Source organism: Microbacterium sp. No. 7 (assembly GCF_001314225.1).
Taxonomy (GTDB): Bacteria; Actinomycetota; Actinomycetes; order Actinomycetales; family Microbacteriaceae; genus Microbacterium.
In genome coordinates this window covers 3,884,124-3,903,029 of the sequence record NZ_CP012697.1, presented here as the reverse complement: position 1 = coordinate 3,903,029, position 18,906 = coordinate 3,884,124, and the positions used below count along the sequence as shown (strand labels likewise).

14 protein-coding genes are annotated in these 18,906 nt (G+C 73.7%); 10 read left to right on the top strand and 4 right to left on the bottom strand.

What is annotated here, in order from left to right; translation table 11 throughout:
• The first annotated feature begins 50 nt into the window (after positions 1–50).
• Positions 51–476 (top strand): hypothetical protein, encoded by a 426-nt coding sequence (locus tag AOA12_RS18025; RefSeq protein WP_054685981.1) that lies wholly within the window; start codon positions 51–53, stop codon positions 474–476.
• Positions 477–612: 136 nt separating this feature from the next.
• Here AOA12_RS18025 and AOA12_RS18020 read toward each other — a convergent pair whose 3' ends face one another.
• The 3 genes from AOA12_RS18020 to AOA12_RS18010 form a co-directional block, all read right to left on the bottom strand.
• Positions 613–1,431: an ABC transporter permease gene (locus tag AOA12_RS18020; RefSeq protein ID WP_054685978.1), complete on the bottom strand. Its 819-nt coding sequence runs from the start codon at positions 1,429–1,431 to the stop codon at positions 613–615.
• On the bottom strand, positions 1,428–2,357 hold the full coding sequence (locus tag AOA12_RS18015; RefSeq protein WP_054685975.1) for an ABC transporter ATP-binding protein: 930 nt from the start codon (positions 2,355–2,357) through the stop codon (positions 1,428–1,430). Before AOA12_RS18015 ends, AOA12_RS18020 begins: the two co-directional genes overlap by 4 nt.
• A 101-nt stretch (positions 2,358–2,458) precedes the next feature.
• The gene (locus AOA12_RS18010) at positions 2,459–4,849 is read right to left on the bottom strand and encodes a CaiB/BaiF CoA-transferase family protein (protein WP_054685972.1); all 2,391 of its coding nucleotides are present in this window, start codon (positions 4,847–4,849) and stop codon (positions 2,459–2,461) included.
• Positions 4,850–5,105: 256 nt separating this feature from the next.
• Between AOA12_RS18010 and AOA12_RS18005 the strand changes: the two genes are divergently transcribed.
• The 8 genes from AOA12_RS18005 to AOA12_RS17970 all read left to right on the top strand — a co-directional run bounded on the left by AOA12_RS18005 (position 5,106) and on the right by AOA12_RS17970 (position 16,111).
• The gene (locus AOA12_RS18005; protein ID WP_054685969.1) at positions 5,106–6,344 is read left to right on the top strand and encodes an acyl-CoA dehydrogenase family protein; all 1,239 of its coding nucleotides are present in this window, start codon (positions 5,106–5,108) and stop codon (positions 6,342–6,344) included.
• A 19-nt stretch (positions 6,345–6,363) separates the two neighbouring features.
• Positions 6,364–7,476 carry an acyl-CoA dehydrogenase family protein gene (locus tag AOA12_RS18000; protein ID WP_054685968.1) on the top strand — a complete coding sequence of 371 codons (1,113 nt, stop codon included), beginning with the start codon at positions 6,364–6,366 and terminating at the stop codon, positions 7,474–7,476.
• A 61-nt stretch (positions 7,477–7,537) separates the two neighbouring features.
• A complete protein-coding gene (locus AOA12_RS17995; protein ID WP_054685965.1) occupies positions 7,538–8,146 on the top strand; it encodes a TetR/AcrR family transcriptional regulator in 609 nt (202 codons plus the stop codon).
• Positions 8,147–8,208: 62 nt separating this feature from the next.
• On the top strand, positions 8,209–9,138 hold the full coding sequence (locus AOA12_RS17990; RefSeq protein ID WP_054685962.1) for a LysR family transcriptional regulator: 930 nt from the start codon (positions 8,209–8,211) through the stop codon (positions 9,136–9,138).
• Between the two features lie 152 nt (positions 9,139–9,290).
• Entirely contained in the window at positions 9,291–11,660 is a 2,370-nt protein-coding gene (locus AOA12_RS17985; RefSeq protein ID WP_054685959.1) for an acetyl-CoA acetyltransferase, read from the top strand.
• 25 nt (positions 11,661–11,685) lie between these two features.
• A complete protein-coding gene (locus AOA12_RS17980) occupies positions 11,686–13,842 on the top strand; it encodes an acetate--CoA ligase family protein (protein ID WP_197280976.1) in 2,157 nt (718 codons plus the stop codon).
• Positions 13,843–13,881: 39 nt separating this feature from the next.
• On the top strand, positions 13,882–15,006 hold the full coding sequence (locus tag AOA12_RS17975; RefSeq protein WP_054685952.1) for an NAD(P)H-dependent flavin oxidoreductase: 1,125 nt from the start codon (positions 13,882–13,884) through the stop codon (positions 15,004–15,006).
• Between the two features lie 97 nt (positions 15,007–15,103).
• Positions 15,104–16,111, top strand: coding sequence for an MBL fold metallo-hydrolase (locus AOA12_RS17970; protein ID WP_156366572.1), 1,008 nt, complete (start codon positions 15,104–15,106; stop codon positions 16,109–16,111).
• A gap of 71 nt (positions 16,112–16,182) precedes the next feature.
• On the opposite strand, the gene AOA12_RS17965 is transcribed toward AOA12_RS17970, so the two are convergent.
• Positions 16,183–17,583 carry an MFS transporter gene (locus tag AOA12_RS17965; protein ID WP_197280975.1) on the bottom strand — a complete coding sequence of 467 codons (1,401 nt, stop codon included), beginning with the start codon at positions 17,581–17,583 and terminating at the stop codon, positions 16,183–16,185.
• A 173-nt stretch (positions 17,584–17,756) separates the two neighbouring features.
• Between AOA12_RS17965 and AOA12_RS17960 the strand changes: the two genes are divergently transcribed.
• Entirely contained in the window at positions 17,757–18,905 is a 1,149-nt protein-coding gene (locus tag AOA12_RS17960) for an enoyl-CoA hydratase/isomerase family protein (RefSeq protein ID WP_054685943.1), read from the top strand.
• Position 18,906 lies beyond the last annotated feature (1 nt).

Genomic DNA, 18,906 nt, shown 5'->3' with positions numbered 1-18,906 from the left:
TCGTTGCGCTCGCGCAGCAATTCGGCAGGTCGCGCTGGCAGACTGATGTCATGGTGACGCTGCTGCTGGATTCGACGCAGCTCGAGGTCTCGTTGTCGGGAGCCGAGCGGGCGCTGTCGTTCCGGCGCGAGCCCGTGCGCATCGCGCGCGACCGCATCCGCAAGGTGCAGCTCACCGATGACGCGTGGACCTGGATCCGCGGCAGCCGCTCCGCGGGGACGCTCGTGCGCGGCGTGCTCGCGATGGGCACCTGGAAGACCGCGGGCGGCGCCGACTTCGTGATCGTGCGCCGGCATCGCGCCGCCGTCGTCATCGACCTGGCCGGCGACCCCGAGTTCGAGCGCGTCGTGCTCACGACGCGGCACGGCAACGAGCTCGTGCGGGCGCTGCGGCTGCAGACCGACGCGACGCCCACCGACGTCGTCGACATCGTCACGGGCGCGATCGCGCTCCCGCGCGAAGACGCCGCGCGCTGACCACCCGCCGGCTCTTCCGGCATCCTGTGCCGTTCACAACTCAGGAGAACCGGGCGGGTCCGCGGCGTATCCCGGGGCCCAGCGGCGGTTCTTCCTGAATTGTGAACGGCGGCGGCGAGGAATCGCGCGGGCGGGGTCAGGTGACGTCGCGGCGCCAGCTGGTGGCGCCGCCGACGACGAGCAGCACGACGGCGTAGCCGAGCAGCACCAGGCCGCCCGCCCACCAGGGCGTCGTGTCGCTGCCGGGCCCGGCGATCATCGTGTAGAGGCTCCCGCCCACGAGGGCGTCGGACGACGAGCCGGGGAGGAACCGGGTGACCGGCTGCACCGCCTCGACGAGGCCGCCGATCGTGCGCACGATCGGCTCGACGAACTGCGTGAACGCGATGACGCCCACGACCGCCGCCACCTGGTTGCGCACGAGCGCGCCGACCCCGATGCCGATGAGCACCCACAGCACGTAGGCGAGCACCATGCGGGCGAACATCGCCCACATGTCGCTCTCGCCGAGCTGCGTGTCCACGCCGAAGACGACGAACATCGCCGCGCCGCCGCCGACCGCGGCGAGCAGTCCGAAGAGCGCGTACACGACGCCCACGATGACGCCCGCGGCGACCTTCGCGGCCAGCGCGACACCACGGCGCGGCGTCGCGAGGAACGTCGGCGTGAGGGTCTTGTGGCGGAACTCGCCGGTGACCAGGAGCGCCCCGATGAGCAGCGGGAAGACGTACCCCATGGCCGTCGCGGTCGTGTAGATGATCGTGGGGATGAGCGGCTCGGGCAGCGCCGGTCCCGATGCGCCGGGGAGCGCCCCCGACGCCATGGCGCCGAACGTCGCGGCGAGGCCGATGGCGGTCGCGCCGATGTAGACGAGCAGCACGATCGCGAGCACCCACCACATCGAGGTCGAGAACTGCTTGGCCAGCTCGGAGCGCGTGGCGTTCACGAGGCTCATCGGTCGCCTCCTTCCGTCGCGGAGGGGTGTGTTCGCGTACCGTCGACGAGCTCGAGGAAGATGTCCTCGAGCGTGGTCGTGCGCTCCGTGAGCGCCGACAGCGCGACACCGGCCGCCGCGGCGACGGCGCCGACGCGCACGGGCTCCACGCCGGGCACCGCGAGGCCCGTCTCGGCCGGCTCGACGGGCAGGCCGGCATCGGCCAGCGCGGCCGCGAGCGCGTCGCGGTCGGGCGCGTCGACGAGCGTCGCGCGCTGCTCGCCCGCGGTGAGCTCGGCGGCGCGGCCCTGGAAGACGAGCCGGCCGCGGCTGACGACGAGCAGCGCCTGCGCCGTCTGCTGCACCTCGGTGAGCAGGTGCGACGAGACGAGCACGGTGCGGCCCTGCGCGGCGAGCGCGGCGAGGAATCCGCGCATCCACTTGATGCCCTCGGGGTCGAGGCCGTTCGCGGGCTCGTCGAGCACGAACACGCCGGGGTCGCCGAGCAGCGCGAAGGCGAGGCCGAGCCGCTGCCGCATGCCGAGGGAGTATCCGCCGACCTTGCGGCCCGCGACGTCGGAGAGGCCGACGAGCCCGAGCGCCTCGTCGACGCGCGTGCGCGGGATGCCGGCGGCGCGCGCGTACACGGCGAGGTGCCCGGCCGCGGTGCGGCCCGGGTGGAAGCTCGACGCCTCGAGCGCGGCGCCGACCGTCTGCAGCGGATGCGGCAGGGCGGCGTAGCGCTTGCCGCCGATCGTCGCGGTGCCCGAGGTCGCGCCGACGAGGCCGAGCAGCATGCGCAGCGTCGTGGTCTTGCCGGCCCCGTTGGGGCCGAGGAAGCCCGTCACGACGCCCGGCTCGACGCGTGCCGTGATGCCGTCGACCGCGGTCACGGGTCCGAAGCGCTTGGTGAGCCCGTGGAATTCGATGACCTGTCCCGTTGTCATGCGCGCCCTCTCGTCGTCTCCTCCCATCCTCTCCCGGAGGGGGAGCGCGCGTCCTCCCCCGCGCGGGGGATTCCCGGCGGGTGCCGGCCGGGGCGCCTCGGTCAGACCTGCGAGGGCAGCAGGGGCGCCTCGAGGATGCCGCGCTCGACGAGCGCCGACGTCTCGTCGGCCGACAGCCCGAGCGCCTCGGCGGCGATCTGCGCCGTGTGCTCGCCGAGCAGGGGCGCGGGCCCGGACGGCGGGTCGGCGACGTGCTCGGCGTGGATCTGCACGTTCTCGAGGGTGAACGGCTGCGTGCCGAACGGGTGCGTCTCCTCGCGGAACGTGCGACGCGCGAGGGAGAGCTCCCACCGCGGCAGGTCGGCGCCGCGCAGCATCGCGCCGGCCGGCACGCGGGCGGCCTGGAGCAGCTCCATGCCCTCGTCCGCCGTGTGCGCGGCGGCCCAGGCGCCGACCGCCTCGTCGATCCGCTGCCGCGCGGCGTCGCGGCCCGCGCGGGTGCGGAGGGCGTCGTCGTCGCGCAGGTCGGGTCGGCCGATCGCCGTCGTGAGCGCCCGCCACTCGTCGTCGCCGCGCACCGTGACGACGAGCCAGTCGTCGTCGCCGGCGGCGGGGAACACGCCCCACGGCGCGTCGTGCGCGGGCGTCTCGACCGCGTGGCCGCGCGCGGCGAGGGCCGACACGACGAGGTCGGGGACCATGTGGCTCATCATGATCTCGGCCTGCGCGGAGCTGCCCGATCCGCCGCGGCCCGTGCGCTCGCGGCGGACGAGCAGCGCCAGGGCGAGGAGCGCGCCGATGCGGCTGCTCACGTGGTCGGGGTAGACCGTGATGTCGTCCTGGAAGCCGTCGGGCGCATCGGGGTATACCCACTTCTTCGTGAACCCCGTGGCGGCGCGCACGAGCGGCCCGTAGCCGAGGCGCTGGGCCCACGGTCCCGTGGGCCCGAAGGCCGAGCTGTCGATCACGACGACGCCCGGGTTGACGGATGCCAGGGAGGCGTGGTCGAGGCCGAGCTTCTCCATCGTGCCGGGCTTCCAGTTGGTGAAGACGAGGTCGGCCTCGGCGATGAGCCGGCGTGCGAGCTCGAGGCCCTCGGGATGCTGCAGGTCGATGCCGATCGACCTCTTGTTGCGGTGCCCCGACGCGAACCCCGGCATCATGACGCCCGGCGGCAGCGACGCACGCGCCCCGTCGGGGAATGCGGAGTTCTCGACCTTGACGACCTCGGCGCCCAGGTCGGCGAGCATCCGCGTGCTGTCGCCGCCGACGATGATGACGCCGAAGTCGACGACCCTGATCCCCTCGAGCGGGAGGCCCCGCTCCGCACGCGGTCGCGCGGCGAGCCGTGCGGCCGTCGCGGGCCGGGCCGGCCGGGGCGGCGGCGGGACGTTCAGCACGCTCGCGCGCACGCCGTCGACCTCGGCGATGCCGACGGGCACCGGCGCGGTGAGGCCGGGCGCGAGCTCGAGGTCGCGGAAGAAGCCGCGCGCCGCGACCTGCTCCGTGCCGACGGCCTCCTCGACGCTGAGCACGGCCGCCGTCGGCACGCCGTAGCGCTGCCCGCTCGCCTCCAGCTCGGCGCGCGTCCTGTCGGCGAAGAACGCCGCGATCGCGGGGATGAGATCGGGTGACGCGAAGCGCACGAAGAGGTTGTCGAACGACGGGTCGGCGAACCGCTCGGGGCGTCCCATCCACTCGAACATGCCCTGCCACTGGCGCTTCGCGAGCACGCAGATGCGCACGTGCCCGTCGAGGCACGGGATGATCGGGTACTTGTGGCTCTCGTCGGTGCGCCCGCGGGGCAGCGAGGCGAGCGACTCGCCCATCGCGGCCGAGCCCGCCATGCCGAAGGCGGGGTCGAGCGCCGCGGCGGCGCCCTCCAGCACGGAGAAGTCGATGACGTCGCCGCGGCCCGTGCGCAGACGGTCCAGGAAGACGGTGAGCGCGACGAACGCGGCCTGCGCGGCCGCCGTGTCGTAGGGGAGCTCGCCCGGCGGCACGAGCGGCTCGCGGCCGGGCGCGCCGGTGCGGGACAGCTCGCTGGAGAGCGCGTGGAAGACGGGGCTGGTGCCCTTCCAGCGCGCGAACCGCGTGTCGCGTCCGAAGTCGCTGACCGACAGCACGACGAGCGCGGGGCGCGCGCGGCGGAGCGCGGCGACGTCGAGCGCCTCCTCCTCGGGGGATCCGGGCGTCGTCGTCTCGATGAGGATGTCGGCGCCCTCGAGCAGCGTGCGCCAGGCCGCCGAGCCCTGGGGGGTCGCGGGGTCGACGCGTGTCGAGGGGATGCCGAGGGTCGCCAGCGCCGCGGCGATCTCGACGCCGTCGACGACGGGGCCGAACGGCACGGCCGTCGTGACGCCCGCGAGGTCGACGCGCGTGATGTCGGCGCCGAGGTCGGCGTAGAGACGGCCGATCGCGAGCATGGGGCCCGTGGAGAGATCGATCACCCGCACGCCGGCGAGCGGCGGGTCGTACTGGTTCTCCGTCATGTGCGGTGTCTCCTCGTCGAGCTGCCGGGCTGCGGTGTGCGGCCGCGCTGTGGGACACATCCGAACAGGCGCGGCGGCGCCGTGTACATCACGGATGCCGACACGGGCGCATGACCGAAAGCGCAAGGTGCCGCCGTGGCATCCGCTCTCGCGGCTATTGCGGACGGAAACCGTCTCTAATAGTCTCGGCCTCACGATCCGAGCTCCGGGAGAGACCCGGGAGACCGGAGAACGAGAGATCCGAGAGGAAGAATCGATGAGCACCGTCGCTGTCGAGAGCGATCTCGACGCCGTCCGCGCCGAGGCGCAGGACTGGCTCGCGCAGAACTGGCACGGGGTCGACGACCCCGCATGGAACCGCCGCGTCGCGGAGGCGGGATACGCCGCCCCGACCTGGCCGGCCGAGGACTCCGGCCGCGGCTACAGCCGCGCCCAGGCGCGCGCCGTCGCCGCCGTCTTCGACGCCGCCGGCGCCCCCGGCGCCGCCCGCGAGCTGCGCGGCTTCCACGAGTACCCGTGGCTCGAGCTGATGGGCGGGCCGATCCGCGCCTACGGCACGCCCGAGCAGAAGCGCGAGCTGCTGCCGAGGCTGCTCGCGGGCGAGTTCGGCGTCGGATGCCTGCTGTACAGCGAGCCGGGCGCGGGCTCCGACCTCGCGGGCCTGCAGACGCGGGCCGAGTGCGACGGCGACGAGTACGTCGTCAACGGCCAGAAGGTCTGGACGACGGGCGGCCATCTGGCCGACACGGCGCTGCTCATGGCACGCACCGACTGGGACGTGCCGAAGCACGCGGGCCTGAGCTTCTTCATCTTCCCGATGAGGCAGCCGGGCGTCGAGGTGCGGCCGATCAGGCAGATGACGGGCGACGCGGAGTTCAACGAGGTGTTCCTCACCGACGCGCGCGTTCCCGCCGCGAACCTCATCGGCGGCCCCGGCAACGGCTGGAAGGTGCTGCAGATCGCCCTCGGCGCGGAGCGACGGGGCATGGGCGAGATGGCGATGGGCACCGCGAAGACGTCGACGCGGCCGTCGCTGTACGCGCTGAGCGACGACCTCGTCGAGGCCGCGCGCGCCGCCGGCCGCAGCGACGACCCCGTCGTGCGCCAGGAGATCATGAGGATCCACGCCTGGCGGCTCACCAACGAGTGGAACAACGCGCGCGCGCTCGAGGAGTTCCGCACGAACGGCGCGTCGTCGCTCGCCTCGCTCGGCAAGCTCGCCAACTCGCGCATCCTGCACGGCGCCGCCGCCCTGCGCTACCGGCTCCTGGGCAACCGCGCGCTGCAGTACGACGAGGCGGCGGACGACGAGGCCTACCGCATCGACTACGACCTCATGTTCGCGTTCATCAACTCGATCGGCGGCGGATCCGACCAGATCCAGCGCAACATCATCAGCGAGCGCGTGCTCGGGCTCCCCAAGGGCTTCGAGCCCGACAAGGGCGTGCCGTTCCGCGACGTTCTCAAGGCCGACGCGACCCGGTCGCTCGGCTGACGCAAAGGGAGGAAGAACCATGTTCTCAGCGCTCACAGAGGAGCAGCGGGAGTTCCGGGAGCTCGTGCGCGGGTTCCTCGCCGAGAAGTCCACCGAGGCCGACGTGCGCCGCCTCATGGCGACCGAGCAGGGCTACGACCCGCAGCTGTGGCGGCAGATGGCCGAGGAGGTCGGCTTGCAGGGCATCGCGATCGCCGAGGAGCACGGCGGCCAGGGCTTCGGCTGGATCGAGCTCGGCATCGTGCTGGAGGAGATGGGACGCGTGCTCCTGTGCGCGCCCTACTTCTCCACGGTCGTGCTCGCCGCGTCGGCCATCGCCGAGTCGGGTGACGCGGAGGCCGCCGCCGCACGGCTCCCCGGCATCGCCGACGGCTCGACGATCGCGACGCTCGCCTTCCCCGGCGAGAACGGACGGTGGGACGCCGAAGGGGTGACGGCGCGCGCGACGCGCGAGGGCGGGTCGTGGCGCATCAGCGGCACGGCGCCCTCGACGATCGACGGGCACGTCGCGAGCCTCTTCGTCGTGCCCGCGCGCACCGACGAGGGCGTCTCGCTCTTCCTCGTCGACCGCGGCGACGGGGTCGCGTCGACCTCGCTGCAGACCCTCGACCAGACGCGCCGGCTCGCGGTCGTCACGTTCGACGGCGCCGCCGCCGAGCCGCTCGGCGAGCCGTCGGCCGGCGCGGCGACGCTCGAGCGCGTGCTCGACCTCGCGGCCGTCGGGCTCGCGGCGGAGCAGGCGGGCGCCGCGCGGGCCGCGTTCGACATGTCGGTCGCCTACCTCAAGGAGCGCGTGCAGTTCGGCCAGCCGATCGGCGCCTTCCAGGCGCTGAAGCACATGGCGGCCGACGTGCTCATCGAGGTCGAGTCGGCGTCGTCGGCATCGTCGTACGCGCTGTGGGCGGCGGCCGAGTCGCGCGACCAGCTGCCGGCCGCGGCATCCCTGGCCGCCGCGTTCTGCACCGACGCGCTCGTCACGGCCTGTCACCAGAACATCCAGTTCCACGGCGGCATGGGCTTCACGTGGGAGGTGCCCGCGCACCTCTACTTCAAGCGCGCACGGGCCGACGAGATCCTGCTGGGCGACGCGGACTTCCACCGCGAGCGGCTCGCGCAGCGCATCGGCGTCTGATCCGGCCCGGCCGGCGCGGCCGCCTCGGATAGGCTCGGACGCATCCGGGCAAGGAGGTCGAGTGAGCGCAGAGGCACCCGCGTCGGTCGGCCGCCCCCGCGACCCCGCCGTCGACGAGCGGGTGCTGCGGGCGGCGGTCGCGCTGTTCGGCGACGTCGGCTGGTCGGGCTTCACCTTCGACGGCATCGCGCGCCGGGCGAGCGTGGGCAAGGCGGCGATCTACCGGCGGTGGTCCTCGAAGGAGGAGCTCCTCGTCGACGCCCTCTCGCACGACCTGAACGTCGTCGAGGATGCCGACACCGGCAGCCTGCGCGGCGATCTGCTCAGCATCGCGCGGCAGCTCATGGCCAGCTATCTCGGCGACGCGGGACGGGCGTTCATGCGCCTGAACGTCGAGTCGGGAGCGGCTGAGGCCATCGGCGAGCGCTATGCGGCCTGGAGCACCTCCCAGGTCCGCGCCGCGCGGGCGACGGTGCGCCGGGCGATCGCGCGCGGCGAGCTGTCGCCCGGCGCGCCGACCACCCTCATCATGGACACCCTGTGCGGCGGGGCGATCAATCACGCGGCCGCGACCCCGCCGCACCTGCGCGATCGGGTGCGCGCGGGGGCCGACGCCTACGCCGAGGCCCTCGTAGACTTCGTGCTGACGGCGGCGAAGGCCGCCGGCTGACGGACCCCGCACGAGCAACGAAAGACCCCACGGCCTGGAACACCTCGAAGGAGAGGCGGGCGATGGCATCCCTGGACCTGCAACGACTGCGCTGCTTCCTCGCGGTCGCCGAGGAGAAGCACTTCGCGCGCGCCGCGGCGCGGCTCAACATGACGCCGCCGCCGCTGAGCCGCCAGATCAAGCAGCTCGAGCGCGAGCTCGGCGGCCAGCTCTTCGTGCGCGGCTACCACGACATCGAGCTGACGCCGCTCGGCGAGAGCCTCGTCGAGCCCGTGCGGCGGGCGCTCGCCGCCGTGGACGCGGTCGGGACGCTCGCCGACGAGCTCAGCGGCCGTGACTCCCCGCTGAGGGTCGGCGCGACCCCGTTCGCGCCCACGCCCTTCCTCGACGGCTTCCTCGAGCTGCTGCGCGGCGAGGGCGTGCCGGTGCACGACGAGGTCGTGCTCGAGTTCGGCAGCTCCGAGCTCGCCAAGCGCATCGTCGCGGGAGCGCTCGACCTGGCGCTCGTGCACCTGCCGCCGCCCGACGACACGCTCGCGTCGATGGCCTGGAACGAGTACCGGCTCGCGATCGCCGTGCGCAACGACGACCCGCTCGCAGGGGCCGAGAGCGTCACGATGGCGGGCCTGCGCGGCCGCAAGGTCGTGCACCCGCTGGGGCGGCTGCACCCCAAGATCCTGGAGGACCACCGCCACCGGCTCGAGGCGGCGGGCATCGAGGCCGTGCTCGACATGCCCGGGCCCGTCGGCCTCGCCGAGATCGCGACCCAGGTGTGGTCGCGCCGGCTCGCGTCGTTCGTGCCGGACGTGCCGGGCACCCTGCTCGGGCGCGTCTTCTCGGCGCCCGAGTTCGTCACGATCCCCGTCAGCGGCGAGGGCCTCGTCATGAGGCTCGGCATCGTCTGGTCACCGGCGTCGAAGGCCTCTCCCATCGCGCTGCGGCGCGCGCTCTCGCTGCTGAGGAACGCCGCGACACCGCCGCCCGCCGGCTGACGCGTGCCCCGCCGGGTCCGCCGCACGTTGCCGTTGCGGACATCTGCGGGTGACCCGATCGGCGATTCACAAGCCCCTCGCCGCGTGTTTGGCTCATCGCGTTGCAGGCGGAGCATCGACGCTCCGCAGGACAGCGTGGTGAAAGGCGCAGCATGTCACACATCGACCCCCGCACCCCCGTGCTCATCGGCGTCGGCCAGATCATCGACCGGCTCGGCGAGGACGGCTATGAGGCCCTCTCCGCCGTCGACCTCGCGGCCCGCGCGGCGGCGCGCGCGATCGACGACGCCGGCGGAGACCCCCGGTCGATCAGCGAACGGATCGACACGGTCGCCGGCATCCGTCAGTTCGAGATCACGACGCCGGGCGCACCCGTGCCGCTCGGCCGGTCGAACAACTTCCCGCGTTCCGTCGCCGGGCGCATCGCCGCGCGGCCGGCCCGGGCGATCCTCGAGGTGGGCGGCGGACAGGGCCCGCAGCACCTCATCACCGAGCTCGCGGGCGACATCGCGGCCGGCCGCAGCCAGGTCGCGCTCGCCTTCGGCTCCGAGGCGATCTCGACGACGCGCGCCCTCGCCGCAGCGCCCGAGAAGCCCGACTTCGGCGAGACGATCGAGGGCGACCTGGAAGACCGCGGATTCGGGCTCAAGGGGCTCGTCTCGATGGAGGCCGCGAACCACGGCCTCGTCGACGCTCCCAGTCAGTACGCCCTGCTCGAGAACGCGCGACGCGCGCGGCTGGGCCTCTCGCGCGCGGAGTACGACGCCGAGATCGGCCGGCTGTTCGCCCCCTTCACGCGGGTCGCGGCGCAGAACCCGTTCGCGGCGGCGCCCGTGGAGCGCTCGGCCGAGGAGCTCGTGACGCCGACCGAGGCCAACCGGCCCATCGCCGACCCCTACCTGCGGTACGTCGTCTCGCGCGACCAGGTGAACCAGGGGGCGGCCGTGCTCATCGCCTCGGTCGAGGCGGCCCGCGAGCTCGGCGTCCCCGAGGACCGGTGGGTGTTCGTCCACGGCCACGCCGACGCGCGCGAGCGCGACCTGCTCGACCGCGCCGACCTCTCCGCGAGCCCGGCCGCCCGGCTCGCCGCGGGGCTCGCGCTGGAGATGGCGGGGGTCGCGCCCGACGAGGTCGCCACGTGGGACTTCTACAGCTGCTTCCCCGTCCCCGTCTTCAACGCCGCCGTCGACGGCCTCGGCCTGTCGCCCGACGACCCGCGCGGGCTCACCCTGACCGGCGGCCTGCCCTTCTTCGGCGGCGCCGGCAACAACTACTCGATGCACGCGGTCGCCGAGACCGTGCAGCGTGCGCGCCGCCGTCCCGGAAGCTTCGGATTCGTCGGCGCCAACGGCGGCGTCATGAGCAAGTACTCCACCGCCGTGTACTCGACGACCCCGCGCGAATGGCAGGCCGACCGCTCCGCGTCGATCCAGGCGCAGATCGACACCGTCGAGGCCGTGCCGCAGGTCAGCCGCGCCCGCGGATGGGCCACGATCGAGACCTACACCGTGAAGCACGACCGCGCGGGCCGCAAGACGGGCATCGTGATCGGCCGGCTGGAGAAGACCGGCGAGCGGTTCGTCGCGATGGGGCTCGAGGGCGACGACGAGATCGTCGCGCTGCTCGAGTCGGAGCAGCCGATCGGCCGGCGCGTGTGGGCGCTCTCGACGGGGCCCGGCAATCGCGTCACGACCAGCCCCGAGCGCGCCGACGCCGTGCGCCCGCCGCGGGCCCCCGCGCTGCGCGACGCGTACGAGCACGTGCGCGTCGAGCGGGACGGCCACCTGCTGATCGTCACGATCGACCGTCCCGAGGCGCGCAACGCTCTGTTCCCGCCCGCCCACGAGGAGCTGTCCGACGTCTTCGACGCGTTCTTCGCCGACGGCGACCTGTGGGTCGCGATCATCACGGGCGCCGGAGAGCAGGCGTTCTGCGCCGGCAACGACCTCGTGTACTCCGCGAGCGGCAAGCCCAACTACCTCCCCGAGTCGGGCTTCGCGGGCCTCACGAGCCGGCGCGGCATGAACAAGCCCGTCATCGCCGCCGTCAACGGCTTCGCGATGGGCGGCGGCTTCGAGACCGCGCTCGCCGCCCACCTCGTCGTGGCCGACGAGACGGCGCAGTTCGCGCTCAGCGAGGTGAAGGTCGGCCTCGTCGCCGGCGCCGGGGGCGTGGTGCGGCTTCCGCGCGCGATCCCCGAGAAGGTCGCCAACGAGCTCATCCTCACGGGCCGTCGCATCGGCGCCGAGGAGGCGCGGCAGCTGGGCGTGGTCAGCCGCATCGCGCCGGCCGGCGGCGCGCTCGAGGCCGCCCAGGCGCTCGCGGCCGAGATCCTCGACGGATCGCCGACCTCGGTGCGCATCTCGCTCGAGGTCATGAACGAGACCCGCGGCATCCCCGACGTCGTCGACGCGGTCACGGCGCGCACGTCGGCGTTCGACGACCTCATGTCGAGCTTCGACGCGATCGAGGGCATCACGGCGTTCGCGACGAAGCGCCGGCCGCAGTGGAAGAACCAGTGAAGAGACCCGAGAGGCGATGACGACGATGTCTGAGATCACCCCCGAGCGGCTGCGGTCGCTCTTCCGCCCCCGCAGCGTCGCCCTCGTCGGCGCGAGCGACAAGTCCATGTTCTCGCAGCTGGCGTTCGGCAACCTGACGCAGTTCGGGTTCCTCGAGCACACCCACCTCGTGAACCCGCGCAACGACGTCGTGCACGACCGTCCGGCCGTCGCGCGCATCGCCGACATCGAGGAGCCCGTCGACGTCGCGTTCCTGCAGGTGCCGCAGGCCGTCACGCTCGACGCGCTCACCGAGGCGGCCGAGGCCGGCGTGCGCAACGCCGTCATCCTGTCGTCCGGCTACGGCGAGGCGGGCGCCGACGGCAAGCGCGCCGAGGCCGAGCTCGTCGCGCACGCCGAGCGGCTCGGCATGCTCGTGCTCGGGCCCAACCACCTCGGGTTCGCGAACTTCGTCGACCAGATCCCCGTCACCTCCATCCCGGGGCTGCCGCGCCGGTCGGGCCCCATCGCCCTGCTCTCGCAGAGCGGCGCGAGCTCGAGCGCCATGCTCGACTTCGCGACGATGTCGGGCAACGACCTGAGCTACATGGTCACCCTCGGCAACGAGGCGATGATCACCGCCGGCCACGCGCTGGAGTTCTTCGTGCAGGACGAGTCGACGCGGGCGATCGCGATCTTCATGGAGACCGTGCGGCAGCCCGAGGTCTTCCGCCGCGCCGCGCTCGCCGCGCTGGAGGCCGGCAAGGCCGTCGTCGTGCTGAAGGCAGGCTCCAGCCAGCTCGCCGCCCGCACGGCGGCCGCGCACACGGGCGCCCTCGTGGGCGACGACCGCACGGTCGACGCGATGTTCCGCGACCTCGGGGTCATCCGCGTCGACACGATCGAGGACATGCTCATCACCGCGGGTCTCGCCGCGCACACGGGACCGCTCGGCGAGGGCGGACTCGGCATCGCCTCGATCTCGGGCGGCGCGTGCGACATCATCGCCGACCGCGCCGAGGACGGCGGCGTCGCCCTCCCCGAGATCGGCGCGCCGACGCGGGAGCGGCTGGGCGAGATCATGCCCGGGTACGGCACGATCCAGAACCCGCTCGACGTCACCGGGGCGGCGGTCATCGACCCGTCGATCTTCACCCGCAGCGTCGTCGCGCTCGCCGAGGACCCCGCGATCGCGGTCGTCGCGGCCGTCACGGGCGTGCCGTGGCAGGGCGAGGGACCGTGGCAGAGCCAGTACCTGGTGAGCGCGATCGGCGCGGGCGCCCAGGCGGTGTCGAAGCCCGTGCTGATCATGAACCAGATCCAGCAGCCCGTGACCGCCTACACCAAGGAGATCCTCGAGATCGGCGGGGTGCCGGGCGTCGTGGGCGGCCTGGGGCAGGCCGTCACCGCATTCGGCGGGCTGTTCCGCTGGTCGGAGCGTCGTCGCGAGCACCTCGCGGAGCTCGAGGCCGAGCGCCTGTCGCCGGGCGCTCGCGGCGCCGTGTCGGTCGAGCTGCCCGCCGAGCGCTCCGGCGCGTGGTCGGAGCACGTCGTGCGCGGCGTGCTCGCGCAGGCCGGCATCCCCATCGTGCCCGCCGTGCTCGCCGGCTCCGAGGACGAGGCCGTCGAGGCCGCGGCGCGGCTCGAGACGCCCGTCGCCCTGAAGATCGCGTCGCCCGACATCCTGCACAAGAGCGACATCGGCGGCGTGCGGCTGAACGTGACGGGCGAGGATGCCGTGCGCGCGGCCTACCGCGCCGTGCGCGCCGCCGGCGAGACGGTGGACGGCGCGCGGCTGGAGGGCGTGCTGGTCTCGCCCATGCGATCGGGCGGCGTGGAGCTGCTCGTCGGCGCCGTGCGCGACCCCGACTGGGGCGCCGTGCTCGCGATCGCGCTCGGCGGCGTGTTCGTGGAGGTCTTCGAGGACTCCGTGCTCACCCAGGTGCCCGTGTCGCCCGCGCGCGTGCGGCAGCTGCTGCGGCGCCTGAAGGCCGCGCCGCTGCTCGACGGCGTGCGCGGCGGCACGCCGGCCGACGTCGACCGGCTGTCGGAGGTGATCTCGGCGATCGGCGACCTCGTGCACGCCCTCGGCGACGACCTCGAGTCGCTCGAGGTGAACCCGCTGCGCGTCGACGGCGGCGACATCGAGGCCCTCGACGCCCTCGTGACCTGGCGCGCCGGCGCGCTCGCCGACGCGCACTGAGCCGGTGCGCACCGGCGCGCCAGAGCAAGGAGAGAGACCATGAGAACCGCATTCACCGAGCTCGTCGGCGTCGAGCACCCGCTCGTCGCGTTCGAGCGCTCGCCGGGCGTCGTCGTCGAGGCGTCGAAGGCCGGCGCGTTCGGCGTGCTCGCCGCGACGGCGTACACGCCCACCGAGCTCGACGCGCAGCTCACCTGGATCGAGGAGCAGCTCGACGGCCGGCCCTACGGCGTCGACCTGCTCGTCCCCGAGCAGAAGGTCGTCGCCGACCGCGAGCGGCTCGTCGAGAGCCTGCGCGCGCAGATCCCGCAGCAGCACATCGACTTCGTCGAGTCGCTCATGCAGAAGTACGACGTCCCGGCGCTGCCCGAGGGCGCGACGACCTACGACCCGGCGAACATCGACGCGAGCGTCGTGCCGCGGCTGCTCGAGGTCTGCTTCCGCCACGACATCGCGCTCATCGCCAACGCGCTGGGCACGCCGCCCGCGGAGATGATCGCGGGCGCCCGCGCCAAGGGCGTCCCGGTCGCCTCGCTCGTCGGCAAGCCCCAGCACGCCGAGCGGCAGCTGGCCGCGGGCGTCGACGTGCTCATCGCGCAGGGCTACGAGGCGGGCGGCCACACGGGCGACATCGCGACGATGGTCCTCACGCCCGAGATCCTCGACCTCGCGGGCGACACGCCCGTGCTCACCGCGGGCGGCATCGGCTCGGGACGGCAGCTCGCCGCCGCCCTCACGCTCGGCGCCGCGGGCGGCTGGGCGGGCTCGGTGTGGCTGTCGACCGTGGAGGACGTCGCGGTGCAGGCGATCAAGGACAAGCTCCTGGCCGCCACGAGCTCCGACACCGAGCGCAACAGGACGCGCACGGGCAAGCCCGCGCGCCAGCTCGTCAGCGCGTGGCACCGGGAATGGGCGGCGGCGGGACTCCCCGCGCTGCCGATGCCGCTCCAGCCGATGCTCACGATCGACGCGTGGTCGCGCATCGACGCCGCGTCGGAGCAGGGCCACGAGGGCGCCCTCGAGCTCGAGTCGTTCTTCGTCGGCCAGATCGTCGGCGGATTCCGCGGCATCCGCACGACGCGGCAGGTCGTCGCCGACATCGTGTCGGAGTGCGAGGAGCGTCTGCGCGCGGCGGGCCGGCTCGTCGAGCCCGCCCGCATCTAGCATCGATCCGGGGTCGCGCGAGGCGGTGCGCCCCGCGCGACCCCGTCGTGCGCCGTCGCGGAGAGGACGTCGCACACGAGAGGAAAGGCAAGACATCGTGGAACCTGTCAGCGAGGCGCAGCACCGGGCGGCGACGACGGGAGGGATGCCGGAGCCCGAGCGCATCCGCGAACGCCTCTGGTCGCTGCCCATGCCGATGCCCGGGGGATTCCTCGCCTACACGCTCGCGGTCGTGCACGTCGACGAGCGGGGCGCGGTCACGATCGTCGACCCCGGCTGGGGGTCCGACGACGCGCTGGAGCGTCTCGCCGGGTTCCTCCGCTCGATCGGCCGCGGGCTCGCCGACGTGCGCACGGTCGTCGTCACGCACGCGCACCACGATCACATCGGGCTCGCGCCCCGCCTGCGTGACGCGGCGGGGAGCACCGTCGTGCTCTCCGCGCGCGAGCAGGCGTCGATCGACGCCGAGGCGTCGTCCTCCGACTTCGCCGACCTCGACGGGCGGGCCGTCGCCTGGGGCGTCGCGCCCGAGGTCGCGGCGTCGCTGCGCGAACGCCTGAACGAGGCGAACAGCGGCACCGCACAGCCCGAGCCCGCCGACGTGCTCGTCGGCGACGGCGACCTGCTGCCCGTCGCGGGGGCGAGCTGGCGCGCGCTCCTCACCCCCGGGCACACGCCGGGGCACCTGTGCATCGTCGACGAGGAGCGGCGCATCCTGTTCTCCGGCGACCACGTGCTGCCGACCGTGCATCCGGGCCTCGGGCTCGGGAGCGGATTCGACGGCAACCCCGTCGACGCCTATCTGCGCTCGCTGGAGCGACTGAGCCCCTACGACGACGTCGAGGTCGTCCCCGGCCACGGCTACCGCTTCCGCGGGCTCGGCCCGCGCCGGCGCTCGGCCGCGGAGCACGCGCTGCGGCGCGCCCGCGAGGTCGCCGCGGTCGTCGCCGCCGAGCCCGGCCTGTCGACCTGGGAGGTCGCGTCGCGCCTCACCTGGACGGGCGGCTGGGAGCGGCTCGCCGACAGCGTCATGCTCTTCTCGGGCCTCATGCAGACCGACATGTATCGCGACTTCGTCGAGACCGGCGGCCTCGACCGCCGCTGACGCCCGCGCAGCGCGCGCACGAGAATAGGGGGCGAGGGCCGTGACGGCGCCTCGCCCCCTTCTCATGCGGTTCAGGCCGTCTCGTCGGCCGTCTCGGCCTCCGAGATCGACGTGCCGCGCGTGCGCGGGCCGAACCGCACCACGAGACCGGCGAGCAGCGCCGCGCCCGCGAGCACCCAGACGGCCGTCGAGGCGCCGAACGTGACGAGGATCGGCAGCACGACGAACGGTGCGACGGCGCCGCCCAGGTGTCCCACGCCCTCCGAGATGGAGGCCGCGGTGCCGCGCGCCCGCGTCGGGAAGATCTCGACCATGTAGATGTAGGCGGGCGTGACCGACCAGCCGATGCCGAGGGTGACGAGGAAGACGCCGAGCGTGCCGCTGACCGCGCCGAACGGCAGGAACAGGAGCAGGAGGCCCGCCGCGATCATCAGCGTGCCCTGGATGATGAGGGTGCGACGTTCGACGCGCTCGATCAGGAAGATCATCGCGAGCGGCGTCACGACCGCGGCGAGGCGGCCCAGCACGGTCACGAGGAGCGAGTCGGACGCGGCGATCCCGAGGCCCTCGAGGATGAGCGGGGTGTAGCTGAGGAAGCCGTACGCCGCGAGGTAGTAGACGAGCCAGAAGGTGAGGATGATCGCCATCCGGCCGAGCGACGGCTGCGTCGCGAGGATCCTCAGCGGACGGCGCTCGTCGTCGTCCGCGGGCGCCGCGTCGGCGGCATCCTCGGTCTCGCTCTCGTCCGCGGGCGACGGTGCCGCCGACGAGCCGCGCGTGAGGAGGTCGGTGACGCGCTCGGCGCGGTCGATCCTGCCGACGGCGGCCAGCCAGCGCGGCGACTCGGGCAGCCCCCTGTCGTGCAGCGCGAAGACGACGAGCACGGCGATGCCGCCGAACGCGAGCAGGAAGCGCCAGCCGTTCTCCCAGTTCTCCAGCACCCAGAGCGATGCGAAGCTCACGGCGATGAGCAGGATCGCCTGGACGGTGTAGATCTTCGCCAGGTACTTGCCGCGGAGGTGCGCCGGCGCGAGCTCGCCGATGTAGGTCGAGCAGATCGCGAGCACGGCGCCCATGCCGGCGCCGGCGACGAAGCGGAAGAAGGTGAACGAGGCGAGGTCCCATGCGAGCCCCGACAGCGCGCTGCCGGCGGCGAGCACGATGACCGTGGCGAGGAGGCCCTTCTGCCGCCCGAACCGATCGGCGATGGCGCCGAACAGGTAGGCGCCGACCGCGTAGCCGGCGAGGTTCCAGAACACGGGCACGCCGAGGTCGGTCACGGCGAGGCCGAAGTTGACGAGGAGCGAGGGTCCGACGAGGGCGAAGACGCTGATCTCGTAGTTCGCGGAGAAGTAGCAGACGAGCAGGCCGAGCGAGCCGACGAAGCCGAGGGGGACGCGTGGCAGCGCGTCGAGCCGCGCATCGATCGCGGCCCCTCGGGCGGTGGTGGCTTTCAAACGTGATCCGGACATCGTTGTCCCTTTCGTGAAGTCGCCCGAGGCATAACGGACGAAAATCGTCTGGAGTCGGCGCCACGCTATTGCAGACGACTTCAGTTCCGCAATCGCATGAGCGAATCGGCAACGCCGCATGAGCGAATCCGCAGCGCGGACCCCGTGCGCGGAGCCCCAGTAGCCTTGCGTGTATGAGTGACCCCGTCTCGCACCAGGTCGTCGCCCGCGTGGAGGGCGCGATCGGGCACCTCACCCTCGACCGCCCGCGGGCGATCAACGCGCTCGACATCGGCATGATCCGCGACCTCGCCGCTGCCCTCGACGGCTGGCGGCACGACGACCGCGTGCGCGTCGTGCTGCTCGACGGCGCCGGCGACCGCGGCCTGTGCGCCGGCGGCGACGTGCGCGCCCTCTGGGAGCGGATCGTCGCGGGCCACCCCGAGGACGTCGCCCCCTTCTTCCGTGCGGAGTACGCGCTCAACGCCCGCATCGCCGAGTATCCGAAGCCGATCGTCGCGATCGCCGACGGCGTCACGATGGGCGGCGGCATCGGGCTCGCGGGGCACGCCGGCACCCGCGTCGTCACGGAGCGCTCGAAGCTCGCGATGCCCGAGACGCGCATCGGCCTCACCCCCGACGTCGGCGGCTCGTGGCTGCTCGCCCGCGCCCCCGGGCGCCTCGGCGAGTACCTCGGCCTCACGGGGGCCGTGATGGATGCCGCGGACGCCGTGTTCGCGGGCTTCGCCAACGTCGTCGTGCCCTCCGGCCGGCTCGCCGAGCTCGCGACCTGGCTCGGCGACACGAGCGCGGAGGCGGGCGACGGATCGGGCGGGAACGCGGGCGCGGGGACCGGCGCGGGGCGGGATGCCGCTGTCGACGCCGCGTCGTTGCGCGCGGCGCTCGCCGACCGGTTCGGCGTCGCGCCCGGACCGTCGCGGTTCGACGACGACGGCGCAGCGGGCGATCGCCCGTGGATCGACGACGCCTTCGCCGCCGGCACGGTCGCCGAGATCGTCGCGCGGCTGCGCGCGCGGCCCGAGCCCGCGGCATCCGCCACGGCCGACCTGCTCGGCGAGCTCTCGCCGACGAGCCTCGCCGTCACGCTCGCGGCCGTGCGGTCGGCCCGCGCGCTGCCCGGCCTGCGGGCGGCCCTCGCGCAGGAGTTCGGCCTCGTGACCTGGTTCGCGCACACGCAGCCCGACCTCGTCGAGGGCATCCGCGCGCAGCTCGTCGACAAGGACCGCACGCCCGCGTGGCGCCCCGCGTCGATCGCCGAGGTGCCCGCGGGCGTCGCCGACGAGGCGCTCGCGTTCGCCCCCGATCCGCCGCTGTGGGGCTGAG

Excerpts from the sequence above, each read along its gene's own strand:
- AOA12_RS18005 (WP_054685969.1), top strand. The coding sequence starts at position 5,106 with ATGAGCACCGTCGCTGTCGAGAGCGATCTCGACGCCGTCCGCGCCGAG.
- AOA12_RS17975 (WP_054685952.1), top strand. The coding sequence starts at position 13,882 with ATGAGAACCGCATTCACCGAGCTCGTCGGCGTCGAGCACCCGCTCGTC.
- AOA12_RS17960 (WP_054685943.1), top strand. The coding sequence starts at position 17,757 with ATGAGTGACCCCGTCTCGCACCAGGTCGTCGCCCGCGTGGAGGGCGCG.
- AOA12_RS18000 (WP_054685968.1), top strand. The coding sequence starts at position 6,364 with ATGTTCTCAGCGCTCACAGAGGAGCAGCGGGAGTTCCGGGAGCTCGTG.
- AOA12_RS17980 (WP_197280976.1), top strand. The coding sequence starts at position 11,686 with ATGTCTGAGATCACCCCCGAGCGGCTGCGGTCGCTCTTCCGCCCCCGC.
- AOA12_RS18015 (WP_054685975.1), bottom strand. The coding sequence starts at position 2,357 with ATGACAACGGGACAGGTCATCGAATTCCACGGGCTCACCAAGCGCTTC.
- AOA12_RS18010 (WP_054685972.1), bottom strand. The coding sequence starts at position 4,849 with ATGACGGAGAACCAGTACGACCCGCCGCTCGCCGGCGTGCGGGTGATC.
- AOA12_RS17965 (WP_197280975.1), bottom strand. The coding sequence starts at position 17,583 with ATGTCCGGATCACGTTTGAAAGCCACCACCGCCCGAGGGGCCGCGATC.
- AOA12_RS17985 (WP_054685959.1), top strand. The coding sequence starts at position 9,291 with ATGTCACACATCGACCCCCGCACCCCCGTGCTCATCGGCGTCGGCCAG.
- AOA12_RS18020 (WP_054685978.1), bottom strand. The coding sequence starts at position 1,431 with ATGAGCCTCGTGAACGCCACGCGCTCCGAGCTGGCCAAGCAGTTCTCG.
- AOA12_RS18025 (WP_054685981.1), top strand. The coding sequence starts at position 51 with ATGGTGACGCTGCTGCTGGATTCGACGCAGCTCGAGGTCTCGTTGTCG.
- AOA12_RS17990 (WP_054685962.1), top strand. The coding sequence starts at position 8,209 with ATGGCATCCCTGGACCTGCAACGACTGCGCTGCTTCCTCGCGGTCGCC.